The sequence below is a fragment of the Candidatus Effluviviaceae Genus V sp. genome (genome assembly GCA_014728125.1).
Taxonomy (GTDB): Bacteria; Joyebacterota; Joyebacteria; order Joyebacterales; family Joyebacteraceae; genus WJMD01.
This window is the reverse complement of the sequence record WJMD01000068.1, coordinates 1-25,367: the sequence shown is the minus strand read 5'-3', so window position 1 is coordinate 25,367 and position 25,367 is coordinate 1. Positions and strand designations below refer to the sequence as shown.

Genomic DNA, 25,367 nt, shown 5'->3' with positions numbered 1-25,367 from the left:
CGACGTGGACCGAGCCGCATCGTACAGACGTGACCTGACCGCAGGCGGTCGGCGGGTTCCGACCACGATGCGGAGGCACGCTCCGCGGGCTTCCGACGGGACGGCACGCTGGGCCGGGGTGCTCGTCGCCGCACTTCTGCTGATGCTGCTGCCGGTGGGCGCCCGCCCGGAGGTTCGCCTCGACCTCTCGGGCGACCGGTCGCTGGGACGAGCGGCCGTCGAGGAGGCGTTCGGCGGTCTCCTGTCCCTGGAGGAGCCTCCGGCGGAGCCGGGGGGCCTCCTCGAGTCGGGAGTCGATTCGCTGCTGACGCTCTACATACGGGCCGGGCGTCCGTTCGCGCGCATCGAGGCAGAGCTCGGAGGGCCGTCCGGTGAAGGTGTTCTGACGGTCCGTGTGGACGAGGGGCCGGAGCCCGTCCTCGCGGGCGTGCGCCTCCGGGGCGTCGGTTCGCTTCCGGAGGACGAGCTCCTGCGCGCCGTCCGGCTTGAGCCGGGCGAGCCCGTGTCGGCCGACGTGATCGCGGCCGCCGCGGCGGCACTGGTCGAGGTCTCCGCGGAACGCGGCCGCCCGCTGGCCTTGGTCAGGCCCGAGCTCGCCCGGGCCACACCGGATGGACGGTTCGACCTGACGTTCCACGTCGACGAGGGACCTCCCGTCGTGTTCGGCACCCCGGTCGTCGTCGGCAACGAGACCACACGGGATGTGGTCGTGCTGCGCGAACTCGGCATCGAGCCGGGCGAGCCGTTCTCGAGGTCGGACCTCGAGCTGGCCCGTTCGCGCCTCGAGAGGACCGGTCTCTTCTCCGAGGTCGCCCGCCCGGCGGTCGCATACATAAGGGGGCTCTCGAAGGCGGTCCCCGTGTTCGAGGTTGAGGAGGCCAGCGTCAACCGGGTGCTCGGGGCGCTCGGGTACGTTCCGGGCGACGACCGTCTGTCGGGCGCCGTGGAGGTCGTGCTGGGGAACATCGCCGGCACGGGGCGGCGCGCCGAGGTCGCCTGGGAGCGGCTGCCGAGCGACGAGCGGCGGGCGTCGTTTTTGTACGTCGAGCCCTGGGTCCTCGGGGCTCCGATCGACGTGTCGGTGTCCGGTTCACAGACGGTCCGGGACACCATTTCGACCGTGACCGGAGGCGACCTCAGAGTGACCGCAAGAATGGGCGAGCGCTCCCGGGTTTCGTGGTCGCTCGGAGCCGAGCGATACGTGCCCGGCGAGAGCGGCCCGAGCCCGACGAGGGGCGTCAGGACGGCCCTCTCCGCGGTCTTCGACGGTACGGACTCGCCGCTGAACCCGACCAGAGGACTCTCCGCGGCGGCGACGATCGAGTACGCGGCCAAGGAGATCGACGACACCGGCGGACGCGAGCGGTCGGGAACGGCCGAGTTCGTGGTGCGCGCATATCTGCCGGTCGCGTTCGACCAGACGGTCGCGCTGCGGGCCTCGGGCGCCGGCATCTGGAGCTCCGAGGAGGACGTCCCGTATCACGAGGAGGTCCCGCTCGGAGGCGCGAAGACGCTCCGAGGGTACCGTGAGGAGCAGTTCCGCGGGGTCCGCGTTGTGTCGGGCTCGGTGGAGTACCGCTATCTGATTGGCCGTTCATCACGGGTCCTCGCCTTCGTCGACGCCGGTAGATATCGGGGTGACGGCCCTAATCCCGCAACGGATACCAAGTTAGGCTATGGAATCGGGTTGCGGGGCTCGACCGGCTTGGGTATAATCGCGGTTGACTACGGGCTGGGCGAGGGGGACTCGCTCCTCGACGGCAAGCTTCACGTCGGGTTCACGCGCACATTCTGACAGGCCCCTTCCTGGGACCCTCCGGACGACGTCGATCGGAGCCCCGATGTCAGCCAAGAAGAACGTCCGGGCTCGCGTGGAGGAGCTGCGCGAGCTCGTGCGCCGGCACGACCGTCTCTACTACGTCGAGAACGCGCCGGAGATCACCGACGCCGAGTACGACGAGCTCTTCGCCGAACTCGTCCGTCTCGAAAACGAGCATCCGGAGCTCGTCACACCCGACTCGCCGACCCAGCGGGTGGGAGGCGAGCCGTCGGAAGGGTTCGAGACCGTCCGGCACTCAGAGCCCATGCTGTCGCTCGAGAACACGTACTCGACCGACGAGCTTCTGGATTTCGACCGGCGCGTGCGGGAGCGGCTCGAGGGCGTGGATGTCGAGTACGTCGTCGAGCTCAAGCTCGACGGCGTCAGCATCTCGCTTGTCTACGAGGACGGCCTGTTGACGCGGGCGGCCACCCGCGGTGACGGCGAGCGTGGCGACGATGTGACGGCCAACGTGAAGACGATCCGGTCGGTCCCACTCCGGCTGGCCGGCGAGCACGACCGCGCCGACATCGAGGTCAGGGGTGAGGTGATCCTCCCGAGATCGGGGTTTGAGGACCTCAATCGTCAGAGGCGGGAGGACGACCTCGAACCGTTCGCCAACCCGCGGAATGCGGCGGCCGGATCGCTCAAGCTGCTGAACCCGTCGGTCGTGGCCGAGCGTCCGCTCGACGCCTTCTTCTACCGGCTCGTCGGGCCGGGGCGTGTCGGCGTGACACGGCAGCACGAGGCGCTCCAGGTGATCCGCGCCATGGGGTTCCGGACGGCGCCCGAGGAGACCGTCTGCGGGGACATCGACTGCGTGATCGAGCGCTGCGGGTCCTGGGAGAGGCGTCGTGGCGAGCTTGACTACGAGACCGACGGTCTGGTCGTCAAGGTGGACTCGCTCGCGCAACAGGAGCGCCTCGGGACGACCGCGCGAAGCCCGCGATGGGGTATCGCGTACAAGTTCCCCGCCGAGAGCGCGACGACGGTCGTCGAGGACATCATGGTCCAGGTGGGCCGGACCGGCAAGCTGACGCCCGTCGCCCGGCTCGAGCCGGTGACGATCTCCGGTTCGACCGTCTCGCGGGCGACACTTCACAACCAGGACGAGATCGACCGTCTCGACGTGCGAGTCGGGGACACCGTCGTCGTCGAGAAGGGCGGCGAGGTGATCCCGAAGGTCGTGTCGGTCGTCCGGTCGAAGCGCAAGGGACGTCCCCGACGGTTCCGCATGCCTGAGACGTGCCCGGTCTGCGGCGGTCCGGTCGTTCGGGAGCAGGGTGAAGCGGCCCACCGCTGCGTGAACGCCGCCTGCCCGGCAATGGTCCGGAGGCGCATCGAACACTTCGCATCCCGCGGCGCGATGGACATCAGGGGGCTGGGCAAGGAGACCGTCGACACACTGGTCGAGTCGGGCATCGTCGAGGACTACGGCGATCTCTACTCGCTCGATGAGGACGACCTCGTCGAGCTTCCCCGCATGGCTGAGACGTCGGCGAGGAACCTCCTGGACGGCATAGAGAAGAGCAGGGAACAGCCACTCTCGCGCCTGCTCTTCGGTCTCGGTATGCCGCACGTCGGCGCGCGCGTGGCGCGGATCCTCGCGCACCGCTTCGGGACGTTGAAGGAACTCGAAGAGGTCGGCGAGGGCGAGCTGGCGGAGGTCGAGGAGGTCGGACCGGTCATCGCGCACTCCGTGGCGACCTTCCTCGGTACGAAGGAGAACAGACGGGTCATCGAGAAGCTCCGGAGGGCGGGCGTCAGGACCGAGGCGGAGGCCCGTGCGGCGTCCGGAGGACCGCTCGATGGACAGACCGTGGTCCTGACGGGCTCGCTCGAGAGCATGACCCGGGACGAGGCACGCGGCGCGGTCGAGGCCGCGGGCGGGCGTGCGAGCACGAGCGTCAGCGGCCGGACGGACCTCGTGGTCGTTGGAGAGAACCCGGGGTCGAAGGCCGACAAGGCACGGGAACTCGGTGTTCGGACCGTCGACGAACGGGAGTTCCTCGAACTCATCGGAGACGACTGATACCGCGCCGTCCGGAGGCGGCGGCACGGAACGGAAGGTTTGAGTGTACACATGACGAGAATGAAAGCGGCCCTCTCGGGCCGGACAACCGAAGAGGTCGTCCGCGTCGCGGACGACGAGGGCGTGGCACCCGAGCTCCTGAGGAGGCTCCTGGCCGAGGGGCGGGCGGTCATCATGGGAAACTCCGGTGCGGAGCGGCGCCGCGTCGCCCTCGGTCCGGGGCTCAGGACGAAGGTCAACGCCAACATCGGGACGTCGTCCGATGCGTCGACGCTCGAGGACGAGCTCAAGAAGCTCGACGCCGCCGTCGAGGCCGGCGCCGACGCCGTCATGGACCTCTCGACGGGAGGGGATCTCGACGAGATCCTCGGTGCCGTGCTCGAGCGCTCCAGGGTACCCGTCGGCACGGTGCCGATCTACGGCGCCGCCGTCAAGGCGCGGCGCGACGGGCGCGGAATGGTCCGCATGTCGGGCGACGACATGCTTGGAGAGGTCCGTCGGCACGCGGAGGCCGGCGTCGATTTCGTGACGGTTCACGCCGGAGTGACTCGCGAGGTCGCGGAACACTGCAGGCGCTCGCGGCGACTCGCCGACGTCGTCAGCCGTGGCGGGGCCTTCCTGATGGAGTGGATGTCGTACAACGAGGCGGAGAACCCGTTCTACGCGCGGTACGACGAACTCATGGACATCCTCGCGGAGCGCGACGTGGCCATCTCGCTCGGCGACGGCATGCGGCCCGGAGCGCTGGCGGACGCCAATGACACCGCACAGATCAGCGAGCTCGTCGTCATCAGCGAGCTCGTTGAGCGGGCGCGCGAGCGCGGCGTGCAGGCCATCGTCGAGGGGCCGGGGCACGTGCCGCTCCACCTGGTGAGATCGTCGGTCGAGCTCCAGAAGTCGATGACCGGCGGCGCACCGTTCTATGTCCTGGGGCCGCTCGTGACCGACGTGGCCCCGGGCTACGATCATGTCGGTGCGGCGATCGGCGGGGCCGTGGCCGCCATGGCCGGCGCCGACTTCCTCTGCTATGTCACACCGGCGGAGCATCTCAGGCTGCCCGACGTCGACGACGTCCGCGAAGGGGTCTACACGCTGCGCGTCGCGGCCCACGCGGCCGACGTCGCCAACGACGTTCCCGGCGCGCGCGCGTGGGACGATGAGCTCTCCCGGGCGAGGAAGGGTCTCGAGTGGGAACGCGCGCTCGAGATGTCGCTCGATCCCGGCAAGGCGCGGGCGTTCCGCGCCGCGTCCAAGCCCTCGGACGAGGAGCTCTGCACGATGTGCGGCGAGTTCTGCGCCCTCAGGAAGATGTCCGACGTCAGGGATCGGGAGGACGGATGACGACGCGCCGTCCGTGTGGTCCGCGGACCTACGTCGGTCTGGACCTGGAGACGACCGGTGTAGATCACCGCACCGACCGGATCATCGAGATCGGTGCCACCCGCTTCACCGACGGCGAACCGGTGGACGCGTTCTGCACGTTCGTCGACCCGAGCTGCGAGATCCCCTCGGATGTCGTCTACCTGACCGGTATCACCGACGAACAGATCGCCGGCGCTCCGTCGATCGACGAGGCGCTGCCCGATCTCAGGGACTTCCTCCGGGACGACCCCGTCGTCGCACACAGCGCCGCTTTCGATGTCGGTTTCCTCGACGCCGCGTCCGGGGTCAGTCTCTTCGAAGGCCGGGACGTCTACGACACGCTGGCGCTCTCGCGGGCCCTTCTGCCCAGGCTGCCCAGCCATCGCCTCGTCGCCCTCGCGCGCTTCTTCGACATCGACGCAGGCCGGTCCCATCGCGCCGCCGACGACGCCCGCGCGGTCGGCAGGCTCTTCGGGTCGCTCGTTCTCGTGCTCGACGGCGTCGGAGGGAGGCCCCTCAAGCGGCTGCACGCGCTTTCGCCTCCGCCTTTTCGCCGGCTCTTCGAGGAGGCGATCGAGCGGAACGCCTCCACGGTGGATCCGGCGGCGGTCCCCGACTTCGGCGAGAGGAACGCGGAGCTCCTCCGCTACGACAACGTGTGGGGCGACCGCGTCGAGCGTCGCCTCAGCGAGGACGTCGTCGAGCCTGACGTCGAGCGGCTCGAACGGCTCTTCGAGGCCGGCGGCGAGCTCGAGGGGAGGCTCTCGGGCTACGAGGAGCGCAGAGAGCAGATGGCGATGCTCCGCGCCGTCAACGACGCGCTGACGGGTGGGGTCCATCTTCTGGTCGAGGCCGGCACCGGCGTCGGCAAGTCGCTCGCCTACCTCATTCCGGCGATCCACTTCGCCGCCGAGAACGGCGAGCGCGTCATCGTGTCGACCAACACGAAGAACCTCCAGGAGCAGCTCTTCTTCAAGGACGTCCCGTTCCTGGGTGAGACGCTCGAGGTCGACTTCAAGGCGACGCTTCTGAAAGGACGCGGGAACTACATCTGCGCGAAGCGCTGGGACCAGCTTCTCGACCAGGGCCTTCCAGCGGGCGAGCGGGAGCACTACATGCCGCTCGTCATCTGGGAGGAGGAGACGACCTCGGGCGACATCGCCGAGAACGCGGCCTTCCGCCCCTGGGGCTATCTCTGGAGCCGCGTCTCGGCCGACGGTGGGCCCTGTCTCGGGTCGCGCTGTCCGGCGAGCGACAGGTGCTACCTGCAGCGGGCGAGGCGCGCCGCTCAGGCATCGCATCTGGTGGTCGTCAACCACTCGCTGCTCTTCAGTGACACCGGGGCCGGGAACCGCATTCTCGGGGAGTACTCCTATCTCGTCTGCGACGAGGCCCACAACATGGAGTCGGTCGCGACCGAGCACCTCGGCCGGCGGGTCAATGTCTACCGATTCCGCGCCGCGCTCGAGAGCCTCTTCAGGAAGGACGGGCGGGCGTCGGGAGATCTCGTCGAACTCGAGAACAGGCTCGAAGGCCTTGACGGACAGTCCACCGAGATGGCGCTGACCGCGGCCGGGCGGCTCAGGGAGAACGTCGAGAAGACAGCGACCCTCGGGGATGCGTTCTTCGCGGCCCTCGCACTGAGGCACATTGAGATGGCCGGGGGGAGGACGGTTGAGTACGGCAAGCTGCGCTACGCCGGCGAGCTGAGCGTCTCGTCGATACTCGGAGACGAACTCGGCGGCGTGCTCTCGTCGCTCGAAGGACTGGTCGGTGACCTCGAGACGCTCGGCGACCTTGTTGTGGACGTCGATTTCAAGGGCGTCGATGCCGCCTCGCAGACGCTCGCCTACCACGCGGAGCGGCTGCGCGAGCTGCGCGAGGACCTCGAGTACCTCGCCCTCGGTCGGGATGAACGGTCGGTCTTCTGGCTCGAGGTCCGGACGCGGCGCTCCGGGGTGGAGTGCACGCTCAGGAGCGCCCCGGTCTCGGTGGCGGAGCTCATGCCGGACTTTCTGTACTCGAAGGTCTCGTCGATGATCGCGACGTCGGCGACGATGACGGTCGACGGCGGGTTCCGCTTCATCATGGAGCGGCTCGGACTCGACGCGCTCCCGGACTGGAAGGTCGTGACCCTCGATGTCGGGAGCCCGTACGACTACGGTCGTCAGGTGATCGCCGCGGTCGCGGGGTATCTGCCGCAGCCGTCCTCGAGGGGCTTCAACAGCGTGGTCGGCGAACTCCTCGTCAAGCTCGCCGCGCCCGCGGATGGCGGGACGCTCGCGCTCTTCACGTCACGCTCGTCGCTCGATGCTGTCTTCAGGGCCGTTCGCGATCCGCTGGCGGCCCGGGGCAAGCTCGTGCTCGCCCAGGGCCACGGAGGCTCGACCGCGCTCCTCGACGAGTTCTCACGCGTGACCGACTCGGTCCTTCTCGCGACGTCGAGCTTCTGGGAGGGGGTCGACGTGCCGGGGCGATCGCTCGAGCAGCTCGTCATCGTCAAATTGCCGTTCCCGGTGCCGAAGGACCCCGTCATCGAGGCACACTGCGAGGCTTACGAGAAGGAGGGCCTCGACGCGTTCACGTCGTACATGGTCCCCCGCACGGCGATCCGCATGCGACAGGGCTTCGGGCGTCTGATACGCTCGAGCATCGATACGGGCGTGGTCGTCCTGCTCGACAGCAGACTCGCCACGAGAGGATACGGCCGCAGGCTCCTCGATGAGCTGCCTGCGCCGGCGGCCGTCGCGGAGAGCGAGACCGCGCTCCTCAAGATGCTGGGCGTCCTGAGCGCGGTGTAGGGTCCCCGTCGCCGGCCGGCGCGGCAGGTGAGAGCGAAATCCACGGAGAGGCAAGGAGGCAGGAGAATGGGCAGGTCTGGGCGCGAGATCAGGGCGCCGAGAGGCACGGAACTCTCGTGCAAGGGCTGGCTGCAGGAGGCCGCCTACAGGATGATCATGAACAACCTCGACCCCGAGGTCGCGGAGATGCCCGACGAACTCGTCGTCTACGGCGGGAGCGGAAAGGCCGCGAGGAGCTGGGAGGCCTTCGACGCCATCACCGCGACGCTGCGCGAGCTCGAGGACGACGAGACGATGCTCGTGCAGTCCGGGAAGCCGGTCGGCGTCTTCCGCACGCACCCGGACGCCCCCCGCGTGCTCATCGCCAACTCGAACCTCGTCGGCGACTGGGCGACGTGGGACGCGTTCCGGGAGCTCGAGCGCAAGGGCCTCATCATGTACGGTCAGATGACGGCCGGGAGCTGGATCTACATCGGGACGCAGGGCATCCTGCAGGGGACCTACGAGACGCTGGCGGAACTCGCCAGGCAGCACTTCGACGGCAGCCTTGAGGGTCGTCTCGTCCTGACCGGAGGGATGGGCGGCATGGGCGGCGCCCAGCCGCTCGCAGTCACGATGAACGGCGGCGTCTGCCTCTGCGTCGAGGTCGACCGTGACCGTATCAGGAAGCGGCTCGACACGCGCTACTGCGACGCGATGGCCGACTCGCTCGACGAGGCCCTCGAGATGACGCGCGAGGCCGTGGCCGAGAAGAGACCGCTCTCGGTCGGCCTCGTCGGAAACTGCGCCGACGTGCTGCCGGAGATGGTCCGGCGCGACGTCATCCCGGACGTGGTGACCGACCAGACCTCGGCACACGACGCCTTGAACGGGTACGTGCCGGGCGGGATGTCCCTGGAGGAGGCGCTCGAACTCAGAACGAGCGACCCCGACGGCTACATCGAGCGCTCCATGCGCTCGATGGCCGAGCACTGCCGGGCGATCCTCGCGATGCGGCAGAAGGGCGCGGTGGCGTTCGACTACGGGAACAACCTGCGCGGCCAGGCGAAGGACGCCGGCGTCGAGAACGCCTTCGACTATCCGGGGTTCGTCCCGGCGTACATCCGTCCGCTCTTCTGTCAGGGCAAGGGGCCGTTCCGCTGGGTCGCTCTCTCCGGGGACCCCGAGGATATCTACCGGACGGACGAGCTGATCTTCGAGCTCTTCCCCGAGGACGACGCGCTCGTCCGCTGGATCAAGCTCGCGCAGGAGCGCGTCGCCTTCCAGGGGCTTCCCTCACGCATCTGCTGGCTCGGTTACGGAGAGAGGGCGCGTTTCGGGCTCGCCATCAACGAGCTCGTTGCGAAAGGCGAGATCAGCGCGCCGATCGTCATCGGCCGCGACCACCTCGACAGCGGCTCGGTAGCCTCGCCGTACCGGGAAACCGAGGGCATGAAGGACGGCAGCGACGCGATCGCCGACTGGCCTGTCCTGAACGCACTCCTGAACGCGGTCGGCGGCGCGACGTGGATATCGTTCCATCACGGCGGTGGAGTCGGCATCGGGAAGTCGCTCCACGCCGGCATGGTCATCGTGGCCGACGGCACCGAGGCCGCGGCCGAGCGTCTCCAGCGGGTCCTGACCACCGACCCCGGGACCGGCATCGCCCGGCACGTCGATGCGGGCTACGAGCTGGCCGAGGAGTGGGCCCGGAAGAAGGGTGTCAAGATCCCGATGCTCGACTGAGCGACGAATGTCGGAGGAGCGTTTCGCGGCGCTTCAGCAGCCGACCGCGGTACCGAAGGAGGCAGCGTGTCCGTGACGGCCGATACGATCGTCAGGAACATCGGCGTTCTCGCGACCCTGCGCGGGGTCGACGGACCCAGAACCGGCCGATCGGCCGGTCAGATCGGTCTGGTCGAGCGCGCGGCGGTCGCTGCGTCCGACGGCCGCATCGCAGCGGTCGGTTCGGAGCCCGACGTGCTGCGGGACGTGTCGCTCGTTCCGGGAGCCCGGGAGATCGACGCGGGAGGCTCGCTCGTCACGCCGGGGCTCGTCGACCCGCACACGCACGCAGTCTACGCAAGGACCCGGGAACACGAGTTCGCGATGCGCGTCGCCGGTTCGAGCTACGAGGAGATCGCTGAGGCGGGCGGCGGCATCCGCTCGAGCGTGCGCGACCTGCGCGCCGCTTCGGAGGACGATCTGCTCACGGTGGGCCGGTCGTCGCTCGACCGCGCGCTCGCGTACGGGTCGACGACGGTCGAGGTGAAGAGCGGCTACGGTCTGGAGCTGGAGGCGGAGCTCAAGACGCTGCGCGCGATCAGAACGCTGGGCGCCGAACATGCGGTCGACGTCGTGCCGACCTTCCTCGGGGCTCACGAGATACCGGATGAGTGGCGGCACGACGCCGACGGCTACGTCGCCCGGGTGACCGACGAGATGCTCCCCAGGGTGGCGGAGGAGGACCTGGCGCGCTTCTGCGACGTCTTCTGCGAGGCGCACGTCTTCGACGTGGCCCAGTCCCGGAGGATCCTCGAGGCAGCGAAGGACGTCGGGCTCGAACCGAAGCTCCACGCCGACGAGCTGGCGCCGACAGGGGGTGCCGAGCTGGCGGCCGAGGTCGGAGCCGCCTCCGCCGACCATCTCGTCTGCGCCTCGGACGAGGGGCTTCGGGCGATGGGCGCCGCGGGTGTCATCGCGGTTCTGCTGCCCGGTACGACGCTGTCCCTGGGGAAGATGGACTACGCACGGGCCCGGTTCATGATCGAAGCGGGCGTCCCCGTGGCGCTCGCGACCGACATGAACCCCGGGAGCTCGATGACCGAGTCGATGCAGATCGTGATGGCCCTGGGCTCGATGACGCTCCGCATGTCGCCCGAGGAGGTGCTCGTGGCATCGACGATCAACGCTGCGGCGGCCGTCGGGATGGAGCGCGACGTCGGGTCCGTCGAGAACGGCAAGCTCTGTGATCTTGTGCTGTGGGAGGTTGACGACCACAGGGCGATTCCCTATCACTATGGAGTGAACCTCGCGAGGACGGTCGTGAAGCGCGGCGTCCCGTACGACGTCGAGAGGGCTTCGGCCGCGCGCCGTGACTGACAACCAGCTCAGGAGGTACAGATGAAGCTCGTTGAGTGCGTACCGAACTTCAGTGAGGGCAAGCGACCCGAGGTGGTCAAGGAGATCGTGGGCACGATGACCGCCGTCGACGGCGTCTCGCTTCTCGACAGGGAGATGGACGCCGACCACAACCGCGCCGTCGTGACCATCATCGGCGAGCCCGGCGCCGTCCTCGAGGGCGCGTACCGAGGCATCGAGAAGGCCCGGGAGCTGATCGATCTCACGAAGCACGAGGGTGAGCACCCCCGCATGGGAGCGACCGACGTGTGCCCCTTCGTACCGGTCAAGAACGTCACGATGGACGAGTGCGTCGAGCTGGCGCAGAAGCTGGGCAAGCGCGTCGGGGAGGAGCTCGAGATCCCGGTCTTCCTCTACGAGGAGGCGGCGACGAGGAGCGACAGGAAGAACCTCGCGAAGGTCCGCAAGGGTCAGTTCGAGGGTCTGTCGAAGGAGATCGGGACGAACCCCGACAAGGAGCCCGACTTCGGTCCGAACAGGATCCATCCGACGGCGGGAGCGATCGCTATCGGGGCGCGTCAGTTCCTCGTGGCGTACAACATCAACCTCGGCACGGACGACCTCTCCATCGCGAAGACGATCGCGAAGTCGATCCGACACTCGGGCGGGGGGCTCCGCCACGTCAAGGCGATGGGGTTCGAGATCAAGGACCGCGGGATCGTCCAGGTCTCGATCAACATGGTCAACTTCCACGGGACGCCGCTCTTCCGGGTGTTCGAGATGGTGAAGAGCGAGGCCGCACGCTACGGCGTCCCGGTGATCGGCAGCGAGATCGTCGGTCTGGTACCGGTCGAGGCGCTCGTGGACTGTGCGGACTTCTACCTGAGACTCGAGGACTTCCAGCCCGATCAGATCCTCGAGCACCGACTGATGGAAAGCGAGGCGACCGAATGACCGATCTGACGAACTTCCTTGCCGAGCTGGCCTCCGACGAGCCGACACCGGGCGGCGGCAGCGTCGCCGCGCTCTCGGGTGCTCTGGGCGCGAGCCTGACGGCGATGGTGTCCAACCTGACGATCGGCAAGAAGAAGTACGCCGACGTCGAGGCGGACATGAAGAGCGCGCTCGAGACGGCCGAGTCGCTCCGCCTCGAACTGACGCGGCTGATCGAGGAGGACGCCAACGCCTTCGACGGCTTCATGGAGGCGCTGAAGCTCCCCAAGGACACAGACGAGCAGAAGGCGAAGCGTAAGGCCGCGATGCAGCAGGGCCTCGTCGACGCGGCCTCGGTCCCGCTGGTCGTCATGGAGAAGTGCGTGCGGGTCATCGACGTCGCCGCGGTCGCGGCCGAGAAGGGGAACAGGAACGCCGTCTCGGACGCCGGCGTCGCGGCCCTCGTCGCCAGGGCGGGCGCGCACGCCGCGAAGCTCAACGTCCTCATCAATCTCGGCGGCATCACGGCGGAGGAGCATGCCGAGTTCGTGTCGGAGGCCCGGACCGCCCTCGAGAATCTCACCTCGGAGGCCGACAGCAAGGCGGACGCCGTCATGCGGACCGTCCTCGAGAAGGTCGCGTGAGCCCCGGGCTCCGGGGGAGGAGTGACGCGATGAAGACCCTCCTGGCCGTTGCTGCGGCCGTGGCCCTCGCAGGGTGCGCGGGCGAGACCGTGCCGCACGAACAGGTCGTGAGCGGGGAGGACGAGAACCTCAGTTCGTGCGCGCTCATCGAACTCGCCGTATCGCAGGGGCGTCTCGACTACGGCACCGGGCTTCTCTACAAGGTCTACAGCATCTACGAACCCGAGAGTCTCCCGGAGGAGTTCAGGAGCGACGGTCCGTCGAAGTGCGGCTCGCCGGTGGTCGTCGAGGTGCAGCGGAACTGGCACAGGCTGTCGCCGGGACAACAGGCTGAGATCGAGTTCTACATCCAGCCCCTTCAGGACGACGACGAGACCGGAACCGACCTGGACGACGTCGGCCCCAACCGACCGGAGCACGGGCGTGGCGAACTCGACTGAGGACGGACCGGCGGGACGCCCCCTGCTCCGGAACGTGGCGCTGCCCGCCGTTTTTGTCGGGACGGCCGTCGCCCTCGGCTTCCTGCTGGCGCCCGTGCCGAACGTCGAGCTGGTGACCTTCACGATCTTCGCCGCGGGCGGCGTGCTGGGGGGCGGACGCGGTGCGCTCGTCGGCGCGCTGACGGCCGCTCTCTACTCGGGGCTCAACCCCGCGGGCTCGGGCGTCGCGATCCCCACGCTCTTCGCTGCGCAGGTGATCGCCTGGGCCCTCGTCGGAGCGGCCGGCGGTCTCACGGAGCGTATCTATCTTCCCCTCGGCCGGGGCGCCGACGGGCTCAGAACCGCCCTTTCGGGGGGCCTTGGAGCGCTTCTCACACTGATGTACCAGGGCGCCGTGATCGTCGGACTGGCTCTGGCCGGGATGACGATCGGCGGCTCCGGGTTCGCGTGGGCGACGTGGCGGCACGACCTCGCGGCGGCGCTCACGGCGAACGCGTTCTTCTCGCTCGTCCATGTGGTGTCCAATGCGATTCTGTTCGCCGTGCTCGCACCGCGGATCATGCCGCGGCTCCGTGCGTTCGGGAGAGGGTAGACGGCATGCCCGGTCGGCGGGACGACTTCTGGTTCCCGCCCTGGTCGCCGCGGTGCTCCTCGCGGCGCCGCCGCAGGCGTGCTGCGGCGGACGCCCGGTCGGACCGGGCGTTCCCGGATACGCTCGTACGTGGGCCCTCGGACCACTTCCGGCGTCGCTCTCGTTCCCCTCGAACTCCGCCGTCTCTTGGACCGACTGGCTCGGGTCCGGACTCGATCTGACTGCGGCCTACGCCGTAGACGGCTCGACGGTCGTCCTCAAGGGACCGGACGTCTCCACGCTGTCCGGCGTGCGGCCGGTCTCACACGACGCGGCCCACGGGACTGCCTCCTTCCTCCCGTTCGGCGGATATCCCCCTGACGGCTACGGGCTCTCCGCCGCCCGTCTCTCGATGCGCGGCGGAGACCTCGTCGAGTCGTGGAGCGGCGTCTTCGGGCGCGCCTTCGCCGACACGACGAGTTCCCTCGAACTGGCCGGCGGCTCGCTGCGCGCCGACGGTCCCGGGGCGACCGCCCGCTTCGACAACCGGCCGTTCTCCGCGCGTCTCAGAACGGTGACGAGCGGCGGCTGGAACGTGCGTGCGCGCGGTCTGAGGATGGCTCCCGAGCGCGTTCGGAGGTTCGAGGAGCTCGAGCCGTCGGAACTCGGCAGCCGGCGCGTCGCGGGCGCGGGCGAGGTCATCCTCGAGGGCGGTCGTGCGACGATCGCGCTCTTCAGTGGATCCCGCCGGGTCGAGGACGACCGCGCCGGCGTGACTCGGACCGGTGAGCTCGGTCTCGTCGGTGCCTCGCTGCGTATCGAGACCGGCCGCGTCGTCGAGGCGGTCGACGTTTCCGTGGGGCACATCGGCGCCCGCGGTGCCCTCTTCCAGAGGAACGAGGACGTGTGGTCGGCCGCGGCGTCGGTGTCGCGCGCTCTCGAGGCGCTCGGGGGTACGGTCTCGCTCCGGGCCGGGGCCGTGCGGAGGCGAGGCCTGACGCTTCCCGAGGCCGAGGTCGCCTGGTCGACGAGGATCGGCCGGAGGCGGCTCGACGCCAGGGCGCTCGTCGTCTCAAGGCATCCGTCGGTCGTGGAGCGGCTGGCCGTGCCGCTCATGCTGCCCTCCGCCGACGGGGTGGAACGAACGGTTGCCGGCCGTCCGGATCTCGATCCGGAAGGCGCCGTCGCCCTCCTCGTGTCGATCCGCGATTCCTCTTTCCTCTCGGGCGCCGGCCTCGAACTGGGCGCGGCTCGGCTCGTTGACCCGGTCGAGCTCTCTATCGAAGCGGGTCGGCCGGCGAACGCTCCCGACGAGACGACCGGCTCTGCGTCGCTCTGGGTCGAGGCGGGAGGACGCGCCGCCGCCGGCTGGCGGCTCGACGCGACCCTGCTGGCCTCCGGAGAGGAGAGCTCGCTCATCGCTGGGGGGCCGTCGCCGGCGGTGTCCGCCTCGGCCGAGGGCTGGTTCCACGCCTCCTTCTTCGCGCGCGGCTATCTCCGCACGCGCTGGTCGGCCGTCGTGACCCACGAGTCCGGTCTGGCGCGGGGTCCCTGGGAGGGTGCCGTCGAGGACGCGTCGTCCCGGCTCGACCTCGAGGTGCGGGGTCGGGCGGGGTCGGCCGCGGTGTACGCCGTGGTACGGGATGTCCTTGAGACGGAGCACGCCGGGACGCCCCTCGTGCCGGCCGCCGGAAGGCGTCTGGAGGCCGGGTTCACGTGGACGTTCCGCGGTTGAGCGATGTTTCATTTGCCTTGCGTTTTGCAACACGCTACATTGGTGACGCTCGGGTGGAGGTGGTGTGGTGCGGGGGGTCTTCACGCCGGACGAGCGCGCGGTGGTCTTCTTTCTCGCCGGTGCGCTCCTGGTCGGAGCGCTGGTGACGGGGATGCGGCGGGTCGAGGTTCCGCCTCCCGACGCGAGCGCCTGCGCCGGCGACACGGTCGGCTGCATGATCGAGCTGAACGCCGCCGAGCCCGAGCTGCTGGAGGAGCTTCCCGGGATCGGGCCGGTCCGGGCCCGGGAGATCGTGAGACTGAGAGAGGAACGCGGCGGATTCCGTTCGGTCGATGATCTGATCGATGTCCGCGGGATCGGGCCGGTGACCCTCGAGCGCGTCCGACCACACGTCGTCGTCACCGACAGCGTACGTCCGGCGCCCGGGAGGGATGGACCGTGAGTCACGCTGTTCCAACAACCCGCAGCATCATCGCGGCGCGGCTTGTCGTCGCGGCGCTCACGGCTCTCGGTGCGCTCGTCGGCGGCAGGCAGGTCGACAGCATCCCGGTCATCATCCTCGGGATCATCGCTGCGCTGCTCTCCGGCGTCTACGCCGCCTGGAGCCGCGTCCAGCGCGACCACACGGCCCTCCTGAGGATCCAGTTCGCCGTCGACATCGTCTTCGTCACGCTGGTCGTCTACTTCTCAGGCGGCCTGGCAAGCCCGTTCAAGCTGCTCTATTTCCTTCCGGTCATCGTGTCGTCCGCACGCCTCGGCTTCCGAGACGGGGTCGGAATCGCCGCCGGCGCCGTCATCGGGCACGTCGTTCTCATGTTCGTCGACCCCGTTCAGTGGGCGTCGCTCTATGCACAGGGGGCTCTCGCCGAGATCGCGACGCTCGTCGTCTCGTTCCTCCTCGTCGCCATGCTGGTCGGCTACCTGTCGGAGCGGGCTGCCGTCCACGCACGGGAGCTGGCCGTGACCAGGTCGGAGCTGGACACCGCCAACCTCAGGCTCTCGAACATCATCGACAGCCTCGGGTCCGGACTCGCCCTGGTCGACTCCGACGGACACGTCATCTACCTCAACAGGGCCGGCGCGTCGATCCTCGGCGTGCCGGAGAGTGCCTCGCACGGCCGCGACTACCGGCTCGTCTTCGCCGACGTCCCGGCGTTCTGCGAACGCCTCGCCGCCGCCCTGGAGGCGGGGCGGCCCGAGACCCGGGTCGACTTCCACGTGAGACGGCGCGGAGGAGGAAGCACTCCCGTCGGACTCTCTACATCGATACTCCGGGATGACGACGGGAACGAGCGGGGCGTCGTCGCCATCTTCCAGGATCTGACGGAGGCCAGACGCCTGGAGGAACGACTCCGGCACGACGACAGGCTCTCGGCGCTGGGCCAGTTCGCGGCCGGCCTCGCTCACGAGATCCGGAACCCGCTGAACGCGATCCGGGGATCTATCGAGATGCTGGGGGAGGACGCCGAGCCGGAGAGCCAGCACGAGCGCCTCGTCGGCCTCGTGATGCGCGAGACCGACCGGCTCCAGAAGCTCGTTCAGGACGTCCTTCAGTACGGACGCATGGAGTCCGGGGAACGCGACCGCATCCGGCTCGACGAGCTCGTGCACGAGGTCGCGCTGCTCGTGACCAGTCAGGCCTCATATCGTCCGGAGATCGAACTGGTCGAGGAAGCTCCTGAGCCTGTCGAGGGGACCGTCAACGAAGAGGAGATGAGGCGGGCCCTCCTGAACCTCACGCTCAACGCCGTCGAGGCGATCGACGGCTCGGGCAGGGTCAGGCTCTCGGTCGTCCGGGAGGACGAGTACGCCTCGCGCGGCCTCGAGGGATCGCAGGGCAGTTCGATCGCCATCATCGTTGAGGACACGGGAGACGGCATCCCCTCCGATAAGAGAGACGAGATTTTTCAGCCCTTCAGAACGACCAAGAAGGGCGGCACGGGACTCGGGCTCGCCATCGTCGACCGCATCGTTCAGTCCCACGGCGGGCGGATCACCGTCGCCAGTGAGGTCGGACGCGGCAGCCGCTTCGTGATCTACCTGCCGGACTAGTCGTCGCCCGCGGGCGGGGACGGTCGGTTCCGGCGCTTTCGAGAAGGGAAAGGACAGCATGCCACAGGGCAGGATCCTGGTCGTCGACGACGAGGACAGCATCCGAGAGTACCTCTCCATGATGCTCGAGCGCGAGGGGTATGTCTGCGACGCCACGAAGGACGGCAAGAAGGCTCTCAAACTCCAGTCGAAGGACGCCTACGACGTCGTCATCACCGACATTCAGCTGCCGGGGATGAGCGGCATCGACATTCTCGAGAAGCTCCGGGACAAGGACCCTTCGATCCCCGTGATCATCATCACGGGCCACGCCTCGCAGGAGTCGGCCATCGAGGCACTGAACCTCGGCGCCTTCTACTATCTTCTGAAGCCGGTCTCGAACGAGGAGCTGAAGCAGGTCGTCAGGAACGCGCTCGAGATGCGGCGCCTTCGCGATGAGAAGTCGGATCTCGAGCGTGCTCTGCACGTCTCGGGAGAGAAGAAGATGATCGGCGAGTCGGAGAATATGACGTCCGTCTTCGACTTGATCGACCGCGTCGCACGGACCTCGAGCACCGTGCTGCTCCACGGTGAGAGCGGGACGGGGAAGGAACTCGTGGCCCGGGCGATACACGCCAGGAGCGCGCGTTCCGACGGCCGGTTCGTTACGATCAACTGCGGCGCCCTCCCGGAGACCCTCCTCGAGAGCGAACTCTTCGGTCACGTCAAGGGATCGTTCACCGGCGCCATCCGCGACAAGCGGGGCCTCTTCGTCGTGGCGGACGGGGGGACCTTCTTCCTCGATGAGGTCAGTGAGACCTCCCCGGCCATTCAGGTCAAGCTGCTACGCGTGCTGCAGGAGCGCGAGGTCGTTCCGGTCGGCGGCACCAAGCCGACGCAGGTCGACGTTCGCGTGATCGCGGCCACGAACGCAGATCTGGAGACGCGCATCAAGGAGGGCACCTTCCGAGCGGACCTCTACTACCGCCTCAACGTCATTCCGATCCGCATCCCGCCGCTCCGCGAGCGTCGGGACGACGTGCCGCTCCTCGTTAAGCACATCCTCGAACGGATCACCGGTGGCGAGATGAAGGTCGACGAGCGGGCGATGGAGATCCTCACGCAGTATGAGTGGCCGGGGAACGTCCGTGAGCTCGAGAACATCATCGAGCGAGCCGTCATCCTGGCCGACAGGGACACGATCACGGCCGAGAGCCTCAACGTGTCGATCTTCCCTGAGAACCTGCGGAAGAGAGCGCGCGGCGAGGCGGTGACCGGCGGCGGCGACCTCGGTGTGTCGGGCATCACGCTAGAGGAACTCGAGCGGAAGTACCTTCTGCAGACCCTCGACGAGACGGGGTGGAAAAAGAAGCAGGCAGCCGAGATCCTGGGGATCAACCCCTCGACGCTCTACCGGAAGCTGCAGCGGTACGGCATGGACGAGGACGAGGCGTCCTGACCGAGACGCCGTCCGACGCCCGGTTACGGAGATCCCGGTGAACGTCCAGTGACGGAGGAACGCGTGCGCGTGATCGCCGGAGAGCTGAAGGGGCGGTCGATCGCCGCGCCACCCGGGACCACGGCGAGGCCGACGTACGATCGCGTGCGGGAGTCGCTCTTCGGGATGCTCGAACCCGACCTTCCCGGCGCCAACGTGCTCGATCTCTTCGCGGGCTCGGGGAGTCTGGGGATCGAGGCCCTGTCGCGCGGCGCGCGTGAGGCGACCTTCATCGAGCAGAGCGGGAAGGTGCTCCGCGTCCTCGAGGACAACATCGAGAGCCTGGGCCTCCGCGGGAGGTCCCTCGTGATCCGCGGGGACGCCCTCAGACTCGTCAGGGAGCGGAGAGTTCCGACGGCGCCGTTCGACGTCGTCTTCGTCGACCCTCCTTACTCGAGCGGCCACGCCGAACGGGCGCTTCGTTGCATCGGACCGCTCGTCGCGCCCCGTGGTGTCGTCGTTGTGGAACGGGCCCGCGGGACGGATGCGGACGGCGCTCAGGACGACGCATCCTCTCGACTCGAACTGGTGCGCCGCAGAGGCTACGGCTCGACTGAGGTCGATATCTACCGGTCTGCAGGTGAACACGAACCGAGGGAGGGCCAGTGAGAACCGCCATCTACCCCGGGACGTTCGACCCGATAACGAACGGTCATCTCGACCTGATCAGGCGCGCGCTCAGGCTCTTCGACAGGATTGTCGTGGCCGTCGGGACCGCCAGGGACAAGGACCCGATGTTCACCGCCGGCGAGCGCGTGGAGCTGATCGAGGGGGCCGTCGAGGACCTCGGGAACGTGACAGTGATCTCGTTCGAAGGACTGCTCGTCAGCACGGTCCGGGATGTCGGTGCGGCAGCGATCCTCAGGGGCCTGAGAGAGGTGTCGGACTTCGAGTACGAGTTCCAGATGGCTCTCATGAACCGGCGGCTTGCTGCGGAGATCGAGACGGTCTTTCTCATGCCGAGCGAGCGCTACACCTACCTGAACTCCACGATCGTCAAGGAGGTCTTCACGCTCGGCGGCGACGTTTCCGGACTTGTCCCCCCCAATGTCTTCGATGAACTGGCGCGTCGGCGCGACCGGGGCGGTTCCCGATGAGAGTGTCGGAGCGCAGAGGCTTCGGCTCCACCCGATTGCCGGACGGCTTCGCGGAGAGGCTCTCTCGCGTGTCCGGGGTCTCGGTATCGACCGCCATCGAGGACCGCATCTGCTACTCGTATGACGCGACCGACGTCCGGGCGCTGCCGGACGCCGTCGCCTGGCCCGAGTCGTCCGTAGAGGTCGCGGACGTGCTCCGCGCGGCCCGGGAGGCGGACGTGCCGGTCGTCCCGCGGGGCGCCGGAACCGGCTACACCGGCGGGAGCCTTCCCGTCGTCGGCGGCATCGGCCTGTCTCTCGAGCGGATGAACACCGTGTCGAGCATCGACACCAGGGCCCTTGTGGCACTCGCGGGCCCGGGCGTTGTGAACGAAGCCCTCGCCGAGGCGGCCGAGGCCGGGGGTTTGAGCTACCCTCCGGACCCTGCGAGCCGGAAGGTCTCGACCGTGGGCGGGAACATCGCCGAGTGCGCGGGCGGTCCAGCGACGGTACTCCACGGCACGACTCGCGACTACGTTGCGGGACTCGAGGCAGTATTGTCCGACGGGTCGGTCGTCTCGACCGGAATTCTCTCCGGCGAGCGGCGAACGTCGTGGGACGCCGGCCCCCTGCTCGTCGGCTCCGAGGGGACGCTCTCCGTCGTGACCGACGCGGCTCTCAGGTTGACCCCTGCCCCCGAGGCGACCGGGACCTTCTGGATCGAGTTCGCGGACCTGGAATCCGCGGCGCGCGCTGTGGCCGCGATCGTCGCCTCGGCTCTCCCTGTCTCGTCACTCGAGCTCATCGACCGCGACACATATGTCGCCTCGCACGAGTTCGTGCGGGGAGCGCGGCCGGAGAGGGACATCGAGGGCGGGCTGCTCGTGGAGCTCGAGGGGACGACGGAAGCCGTATCGGGCGCGACCGAACAGCTCGGCCGTCTCGCGGACGAGTTCGGCGCGACCGGATTCAGGAGCCCCTCGGATGACACCGAGCGCGAGGAGATCCGTGAGATCCGTCGCTCGATCTCGCCGTCGCTCGCGCGTCTCGCGACCGGGAAGGCGAACGAGGACATCACCGTACCGCGAAGCCGCATTCCCGACTTCGTCCACGGCATGCGTGCCATCGGCAGGGAGCACGATCTCAGGATCCTGTCGTTCGGTCACGCCGGTGACGGCAATCTCCACGTCAATGTGATGTTCGACCGCGACGATGTCGGAAGCCGCCGCCGGGCCCGAGCCGCCGTCGACCGGCTCTTCCAACTGGCGCTCTCCCTCGGCGGCACGCTGTCCGGAGAACACGGCATAGGTATCACCAAGGCGGACCAGCTGGCCTCCGAGCTCGAGGAGACCGCTCTCGAGGCGACGGCCGCCGTGAAGCGCGCCCTCGACCCTGACGGAATCCTGAATCCCGAGAAGATCCTCACACATCTCCCGAACCCCTGGTGGGGCGATCTCGACGAGGCGCCATGCTAGTCGATACCGCGAAGGCAGAGGTGCGCGGCGGGCGCGGCGGCGACGGATGCGTGAGCTTCCGGCGGGAGAAGTTCGTACCCCGCGGAGGCCCCGACGGCGGGGACGGCGGCCGCGGCGGCGACGTGATCGTCGAGGCGGACGAGGGAAAGTCGACGCTCGTCGACCTTCACTACAGACGACACTACCGCGCCGGCTCGGGACAGCACGGATCCGGCGCGCGGAAGTCCGGCAGGAGCGGCGAGGACGTCGTCATCCGTGTCCCCGTCGGGACCGTGCTGCGCGATGCGGAGACGGGCGAGGTTCTGGCTGATCTGGATGAGCCGGGCGAGCGGGTCGTCGTCGCGAAGGGCGGCGGCGGAGGACGCGGCAACGCGCGCTTCGCCACGTCGACCGACAGGGCGCCGCGCAGGGCCGAGGAGGGTCGTCACGGCGTCGAGCGGATGGTCGAGTTCGAGCTCAAGTTGATGGCCGACGTCGGGCTCGTCGGTCTGCCGAACGCCGGCAAGTCGACGCTCCTTCGGAAGCTCTCAGCGGCGCGGCCCCGGGTCGGAGACTATCCCTTCACGACGCTCTCGCCGGTGCTCGGTCTCGTCAGATACGGTATCGACGGGAGCTTCGTCGTCGCCGACCTGCCCGGGCTCATCGAGGGGGCGCACGAGGGCAAGGGGCTGGGTCACCAGTTCCTTCGGCACATCGAGCGTACGCGCGTCCTCGTCGTCCTCATCGATGCGGCGGCCGACGACCCGGCGACCGACTACAGGGTGCTCATGGAGGAGCTCGAACGCCACGACGCCGACCTCACGGACAAGCCGAGGGTCGTTGCGTGGAGCAAGGTCGACCTCCGCGGTCCCGACGGTCCGCCCGAGGCGTCGTTCGGCGGCGAGCGGGTCGTGTCCGTCTCGGGACTGACGGGCGAGGGCGTCGATGACCTCGTTCGTCTCCTCATCGACCTCGTGGAGCGCGAGCGGGCCGGCTGCGGCGGGTCGTCCCCGAACGTGTGACCCGTCGGCCTGGGGCTCACCCGCCGGCGACCCCCGGACCTCCCCAGAGGACCAGCACGTGACGGAGAGGGAGGCTGCGCTCGTCGTTGTCCTGGCGAGCGGCGTGGGTCCCGCCTCGGCAGAACGGCTCCGGAGGCGCTACGGCTCGTATCGCACGGCCGTCCTCACGGGGTCGCGCGACGCCGCTGTTCCGGCGAGGCTTCGTCGGGCGCTGGCCGCCGCGAAGAAGCTTGAGCCGTCCCGTAGGCTGCTCGAACTCTCCGCCGAGGGGATCGATTTCCTCGAACGCGGAGGGGAGGCGTACCCCTCGCGTCTCGACGAGACGTACGGCGCGCCGGCCGGGCTCTTCAGCGAGGGCGCGCCTCCGGGTGAGGAGCCGGCGGTGGCGATCGTCGGTTCGAGGAGAGCCTCGGAGCGCTCGCTGGCCGTCGCGCGGTCGATGGGGCGCGGACTGGCCGGGCGAGGCATCACGGTCGTCAGCGGCCTGGCCCGGGGCGTTGACTCCGCGGCGCACCGCGGTGCGCTGTCGGCCGGGGGGAGAACAGTCGCGGTTCTGGGTTCGGGACTCCGCAGGGTCTACCCTCCGGAGCATGCGGGGCTGGCGGCCGAGATCCGACGGACGGGCTGCCTGCTGTCGGAGTTCGCTCCCCGTGTCGATCCGAGACGCTCCTTCTTCCCGCGTCGAAACCGCGTGATCGCCGGTCTGTCGGTCGGGGTGATCGTCGTCGAGGCGAGTGAGAAGAGCGGCGCCCTCATCACGGCCGCCTTCGCCCTCGACGAGGGGCGCGAGGTCTTCGCGTGTCCCGGGCCTGCGGGCAGGGCGGCGTGCCGCGGCTCGAACAGGCTTCTCCGGGACGGCGCGAGGCTCGTAGAGGACGCCGAGGACGTTCTGGAGGACCTCGAACCGGTCTGGGGTCCGCTGCTCGCCCCCGGCGGGGCGGGAGAGCCGGCGCCGGCTCCGGAGGTTTCGGCATGCGCCGAGGCGGCGCTCGGCGCGCTCTCGCTCGATCCGCGGTCCGCGGACGAGGTCGCCAGAGAGACGGGTGCGGCCATCGAGACAACGCTCTCGGCCCTCATGGAGCTCGAGCTGGCCGGAGCGGCGCGGAGGGTACCGGGAGGAAGATACGTCGTCTCGGACGCCGAGGCGGTGCGGAGAGGGCTCGTCAGACAGTGAGGAGTCGGTGAATGAGCGGTACGGAGCGGGCGACCGTCGCGGTCGTCTCCTGCGGAAGCTATGAGCGTCGCGAGGTCGGGGCGGCCGTCTCGCGGGCGGTCGATCTCATCGGGGGCATCGGGCGGTTCGTGAGGCCGGGCGAGCGGATCCTGCTCAAACCGAACCTCCTCTCCGCCAAGGCCCCGGAGCGGGCCATCACGACACATCCGGAGGTCGCCCGCGCGGTCATCCGGCTGGTGCGAGACGCGGGCGCGGAGCCCGAGATGGGCGACAGTCCGGGCGGCGCCATCCGGGGTGTCGAGCGGGTCTGGCGCAACACCGGCTTCGAGGAGCTCGCCGAGGAGACGGAGGTCGCGCTCAGGAGCTTCGAGGCCTCGGGCTCCGAGGAGCGCACGGGCGCGCTGCGGCCGTACATGGTGGCGCGGCCCGTACTCGAGGCCGACGGTATCATCAACCTGCCGAAGATGAAGACCCACGTGCTCACGCTCTACACGGGGGCGGTCAAGAACATGTACGGGATCGTCCCGGGGTTCATGAAGGGGCGCCTCCACAGCGTCGCCCCGAGGCCCGTCCCGTTCAGCCGCATCGTCGTCGACATCTTCTCGCTTCGTCCGCCGCGGCTCCACGTCATGGACGCCGTCGCGGCCATGGAGGGTGACGGTCCGTCCGGAGGCTCGCGGCGACACGTCGGCGCGATCCTGGCGAGCGCCGACCCGGTGGCGCTCGATGCCGTCGCGTCGGGCATGATGGGCTACCGGGAGCGACAGGTGCCGACCGTGCGGATCGGTGAGGAGCGCGGCCTCGGGGTCGCCGGTCTCGACCGGATCGACATCGTCGGTGACGATGCAGAGAAACTCGCCCCGGAGGACTTCCGGCTGCCGGGAACCGGCGCCCTGAACTACATCCCGGACATCCTCGTGAGGCTGCTGGAGCCCTTCATCTGGGCGCACCCGGAGATGTCGCCGGAGCGCGGGTGCCGCGGACCGGAGTGCGGTCTGTGCGTCAGGAGCTGCCCGGTGCGCGCCATCAGACTGGTCGACGGCGTCCCGACGGTCGACTTCAAGACGTGCGTCGAGTGTCTCTGCTGTCACGAGGTGTGCCCGCACGACGCAGTCGAGGTCAAACTGTCCTGGCTCGCCGGCAGGTTCGCGTAGGGGAGGGGACGTGGCGCGTCCGACGACACTGAGTCACCGGCTCGAGTATGCCGGCGTCAGGCTGTTCCACTGGCTCGTCAACGCTCTGCCGCCGGGTGCCGGCCGCGAGCTCGGCGCGCTCCTCGGCCGCGCCGCGTTCGGGCTCGGCATCCGGCGACGCGTCACGATGGACCATCTGCGGCGCGTCTTCGGTGACGAGCGCGACGAGGAGGAGCTAGTCCGGATCGCTCGGGAATCCTATGAGAACTTCGGTCGGACGACGTTCGAGTTCGCCCGGTTCCCGAGGCTGTCCCCCGAGCTCATCGAGCAGACCATCACGCTGACCGGTGCCGAGCATCTCGACGAGGCGCTCGAGGGCGGCAGGGGCGCCATTCTCGTGGCCGGGCACTTCGGGAACTGGGAGCTGGCCGCGACGCTCGCCACCATGGGATATCCGCTGACGTTCCTCGTCGGCGAGCAGCACAACATCCTCGTCGACCGCCTGATGAACAGCCTGCGGGCGCGTTTCGGCGTCGAGATCGTGCCACTGACCGGGAGCCTCCTCGGGGTGCTCCGAGCGCT

At 69.0% G+C, this 25,367-nt stretch carries 21 protein-coding genes; all 21 read left to right on the top strand.

What is annotated here, in order from left to right; genetic code table 11:
• The first annotated feature begins 4 nt into the window (after positions 1-4).
• Positions 5-1,795, top strand: a complete 1,791-nt coding sequence (locus tag GF405_03850) for a BamA/TamA family outer membrane protein (protein ID MBD3367298.1) — start codon at positions 5-7, stop codon at positions 1,793-1,795.
• A gap of 46 nt (positions 1,796-1,841) precedes the next feature.
• On the top strand, positions 1,842-3,851 hold the full coding sequence (gene ligA, locus GF405_03845; protein ID MBD3367297.1) for an NAD-dependent DNA ligase LigA: 2,010 nt from the start codon (positions 1,842-1,844) through the stop codon (positions 3,849-3,851).
• Positions 3,852-3,902: 51 nt separating this feature from the next.
• A complete protein-coding gene (thiC, locus tag GF405_03840) occupies positions 3,903-5,192 on the top strand; it encodes a phosphomethylpyrimidine synthase ThiC (GenBank protein MBD3367296.1) in 1,290 nt (429 codons plus the stop codon).
• Positions 5,189-8,014 (top strand): DEAD/DEAH box helicase, encoded by a 2,826-nt coding sequence (locus GF405_03835; GenBank protein ID MBD3367295.1) that lies wholly within the window; start codon positions 5,189-5,191, stop codon positions 8,012-8,014. Before thiC ends, GF405_03835 begins: the two co-directional genes overlap by 4 nt.
• 66 nt (positions 8,015-8,080) lie before the next feature.
• Complete coding sequence (hutU, locus tag GF405_03830; protein ID MBD3367294.1) at positions 8,081-9,739, top strand: urocanate hydratase; 1,659 nt, start codon at positions 8,081-8,083, stop codon at positions 9,737-9,739.
• Between the two features lie 72 nt (positions 9,740-9,811).
• Positions 9,812-11,095, top strand: a complete 1,284-nt coding sequence (locus GF405_03825) for an imidazolonepropionase (GenBank protein MBD3367293.1) — start codon at positions 9,812-9,814, stop codon at positions 11,093-11,095.
• Positions 11,096-11,116: 21 nt separating this feature from the next.
• Positions 11,117-12,028, top strand: coding sequence for a glutamate formimidoyltransferase (gene ftcD / locus GF405_03820; protein MBD3367292.1), 912 nt, complete (start codon positions 11,117-11,119; stop codon positions 12,026-12,028).
• On the top strand, positions 12,025-12,651 hold the full coding sequence (locus GF405_03815) for a methenyltetrahydrofolate cyclohydrolase (protein MBD3367291.1): 627 nt from the start codon (positions 12,025-12,027) through the stop codon (positions 12,649-12,651). Before ftcD ends, GF405_03815 begins: the two co-directional genes overlap by 4 nt.
• Before the next feature lie 29 nt (positions 12,652-12,680).
• Positions 12,681-13,091 carry a hypothetical protein gene (locus tag GF405_03810; GenBank protein ID MBD3367290.1) on the top strand — a complete coding sequence of 137 codons (411 nt, stop codon included), beginning with the start codon at positions 12,681-12,683 and terminating at the stop codon, positions 13,089-13,091.
• Complete coding sequence (locus tag GF405_03805; GenBank protein ID MBD3367289.1) at positions 13,075-13,683, top strand: hypothetical protein; 609 nt, start codon at positions 13,075-13,077, stop codon at positions 13,681-13,683. Before GF405_03810 ends, GF405_03805 begins: the two co-directional genes overlap by 17 nt.
• 52 nt (positions 13,684-13,735) lie before the next feature.
• Positions 13,736-15,397 carry a hypothetical protein gene (locus GF405_03800; protein ID MBD3367288.1) on the top strand — a complete coding sequence of 554 codons (1,662 nt, stop codon included), beginning with the start codon at positions 13,736-13,738 and terminating at the stop codon, positions 15,395-15,397.
• A 67-nt stretch (positions 15,398-15,464) separates the two neighbouring features.
• Positions 15,465-15,839 (top strand): hypothetical protein, encoded by a 375-nt coding sequence (locus GF405_03795; GenBank protein MBD3367287.1) that lies wholly within the window; start codon positions 15,465-15,467, stop codon positions 15,837-15,839.
• Positions 15,836-17,449 carry a PAS domain-containing protein gene (locus GF405_03790; protein ID MBD3367286.1) on the top strand — a complete coding sequence of 538 codons (1,614 nt, stop codon included), beginning with the start codon at positions 15,836-15,838 and terminating at the stop codon, positions 17,447-17,449. The genes GF405_03795 and GF405_03790 overlap by 4 nt, the downstream gene beginning before the upstream one ends.
• Positions 17,450-17,507: 58 nt before the next feature.
• Entirely contained in the window at positions 17,508-18,887 is a 1,380-nt protein-coding gene (locus GF405_03785) for a response regulator (GenBank protein MBD3367285.1), read from the top strand.
• Positions 18,888-18,935: 48 nt separating this feature from the next.
• On the top strand, positions 18,936-19,535 hold the full coding sequence (gene rsmD, locus GF405_03780) for a 16S rRNA (guanine(966)-N(2))-methyltransferase RsmD (protein ID MBD3367284.1): 600 nt from the start codon (positions 18,936-18,938) through the stop codon (positions 19,533-19,535).
• Positions 19,532-20,023, top strand: coding sequence for a pantetheine-phosphate adenylyltransferase (coaD, locus tag GF405_03775; protein MBD3367283.1), 492 nt, complete (start codon positions 19,532-19,534; stop codon positions 20,021-20,023). Before rsmD ends, coaD begins: the two co-directional genes overlap by 4 nt.
• Positions 20,020-21,477: an FAD-binding protein gene (locus GF405_03770; protein ID MBD3367282.1), complete on the top strand. Its 1,458-nt coding sequence runs from the start codon at positions 20,020-20,022 to the stop codon at positions 21,475-21,477. Before coaD ends, GF405_03770 begins: the two co-directional genes overlap by 4 nt.
• Positions 21,471-22,478, top strand: coding sequence for a GTPase ObgE (gene obgE / locus GF405_03765; GenBank protein MBD3367281.1), 1,008 nt, complete (start codon positions 21,471-21,473; stop codon positions 22,476-22,478). The genes GF405_03770 and obgE overlap by 7 nt, the downstream gene beginning before the upstream one ends.
• Positions 22,402-23,652: a DNA-protecting protein DprA gene (gene dprA / locus GF405_03760; GenBank protein MBD3367280.1), complete on the top strand. Its 1,251-nt coding sequence runs from the start codon at positions 22,402-22,404 to the stop codon at positions 23,650-23,652. Before obgE ends, dprA begins: the two co-directional genes overlap by 77 nt.
• Positions 23,653-23,663: 11 nt before the next feature.
• Positions 23,664-24,806 (top strand): DUF362 domain-containing protein, encoded by a 1,143-nt coding sequence (locus GF405_03755; GenBank protein MBD3367279.1) that lies wholly within the window; start codon positions 23,664-23,666, stop codon positions 24,804-24,806.
• A 10-nt stretch (positions 24,807-24,816) separates the two neighbouring features.
• Positions 24,817-25,367, top strand: a 551-nt coding sequence (locus GF405_03750) for a hypothetical protein (GenBank protein ID MBD3367278.1), incomplete at its 3' end; no start/stop codon positions are given.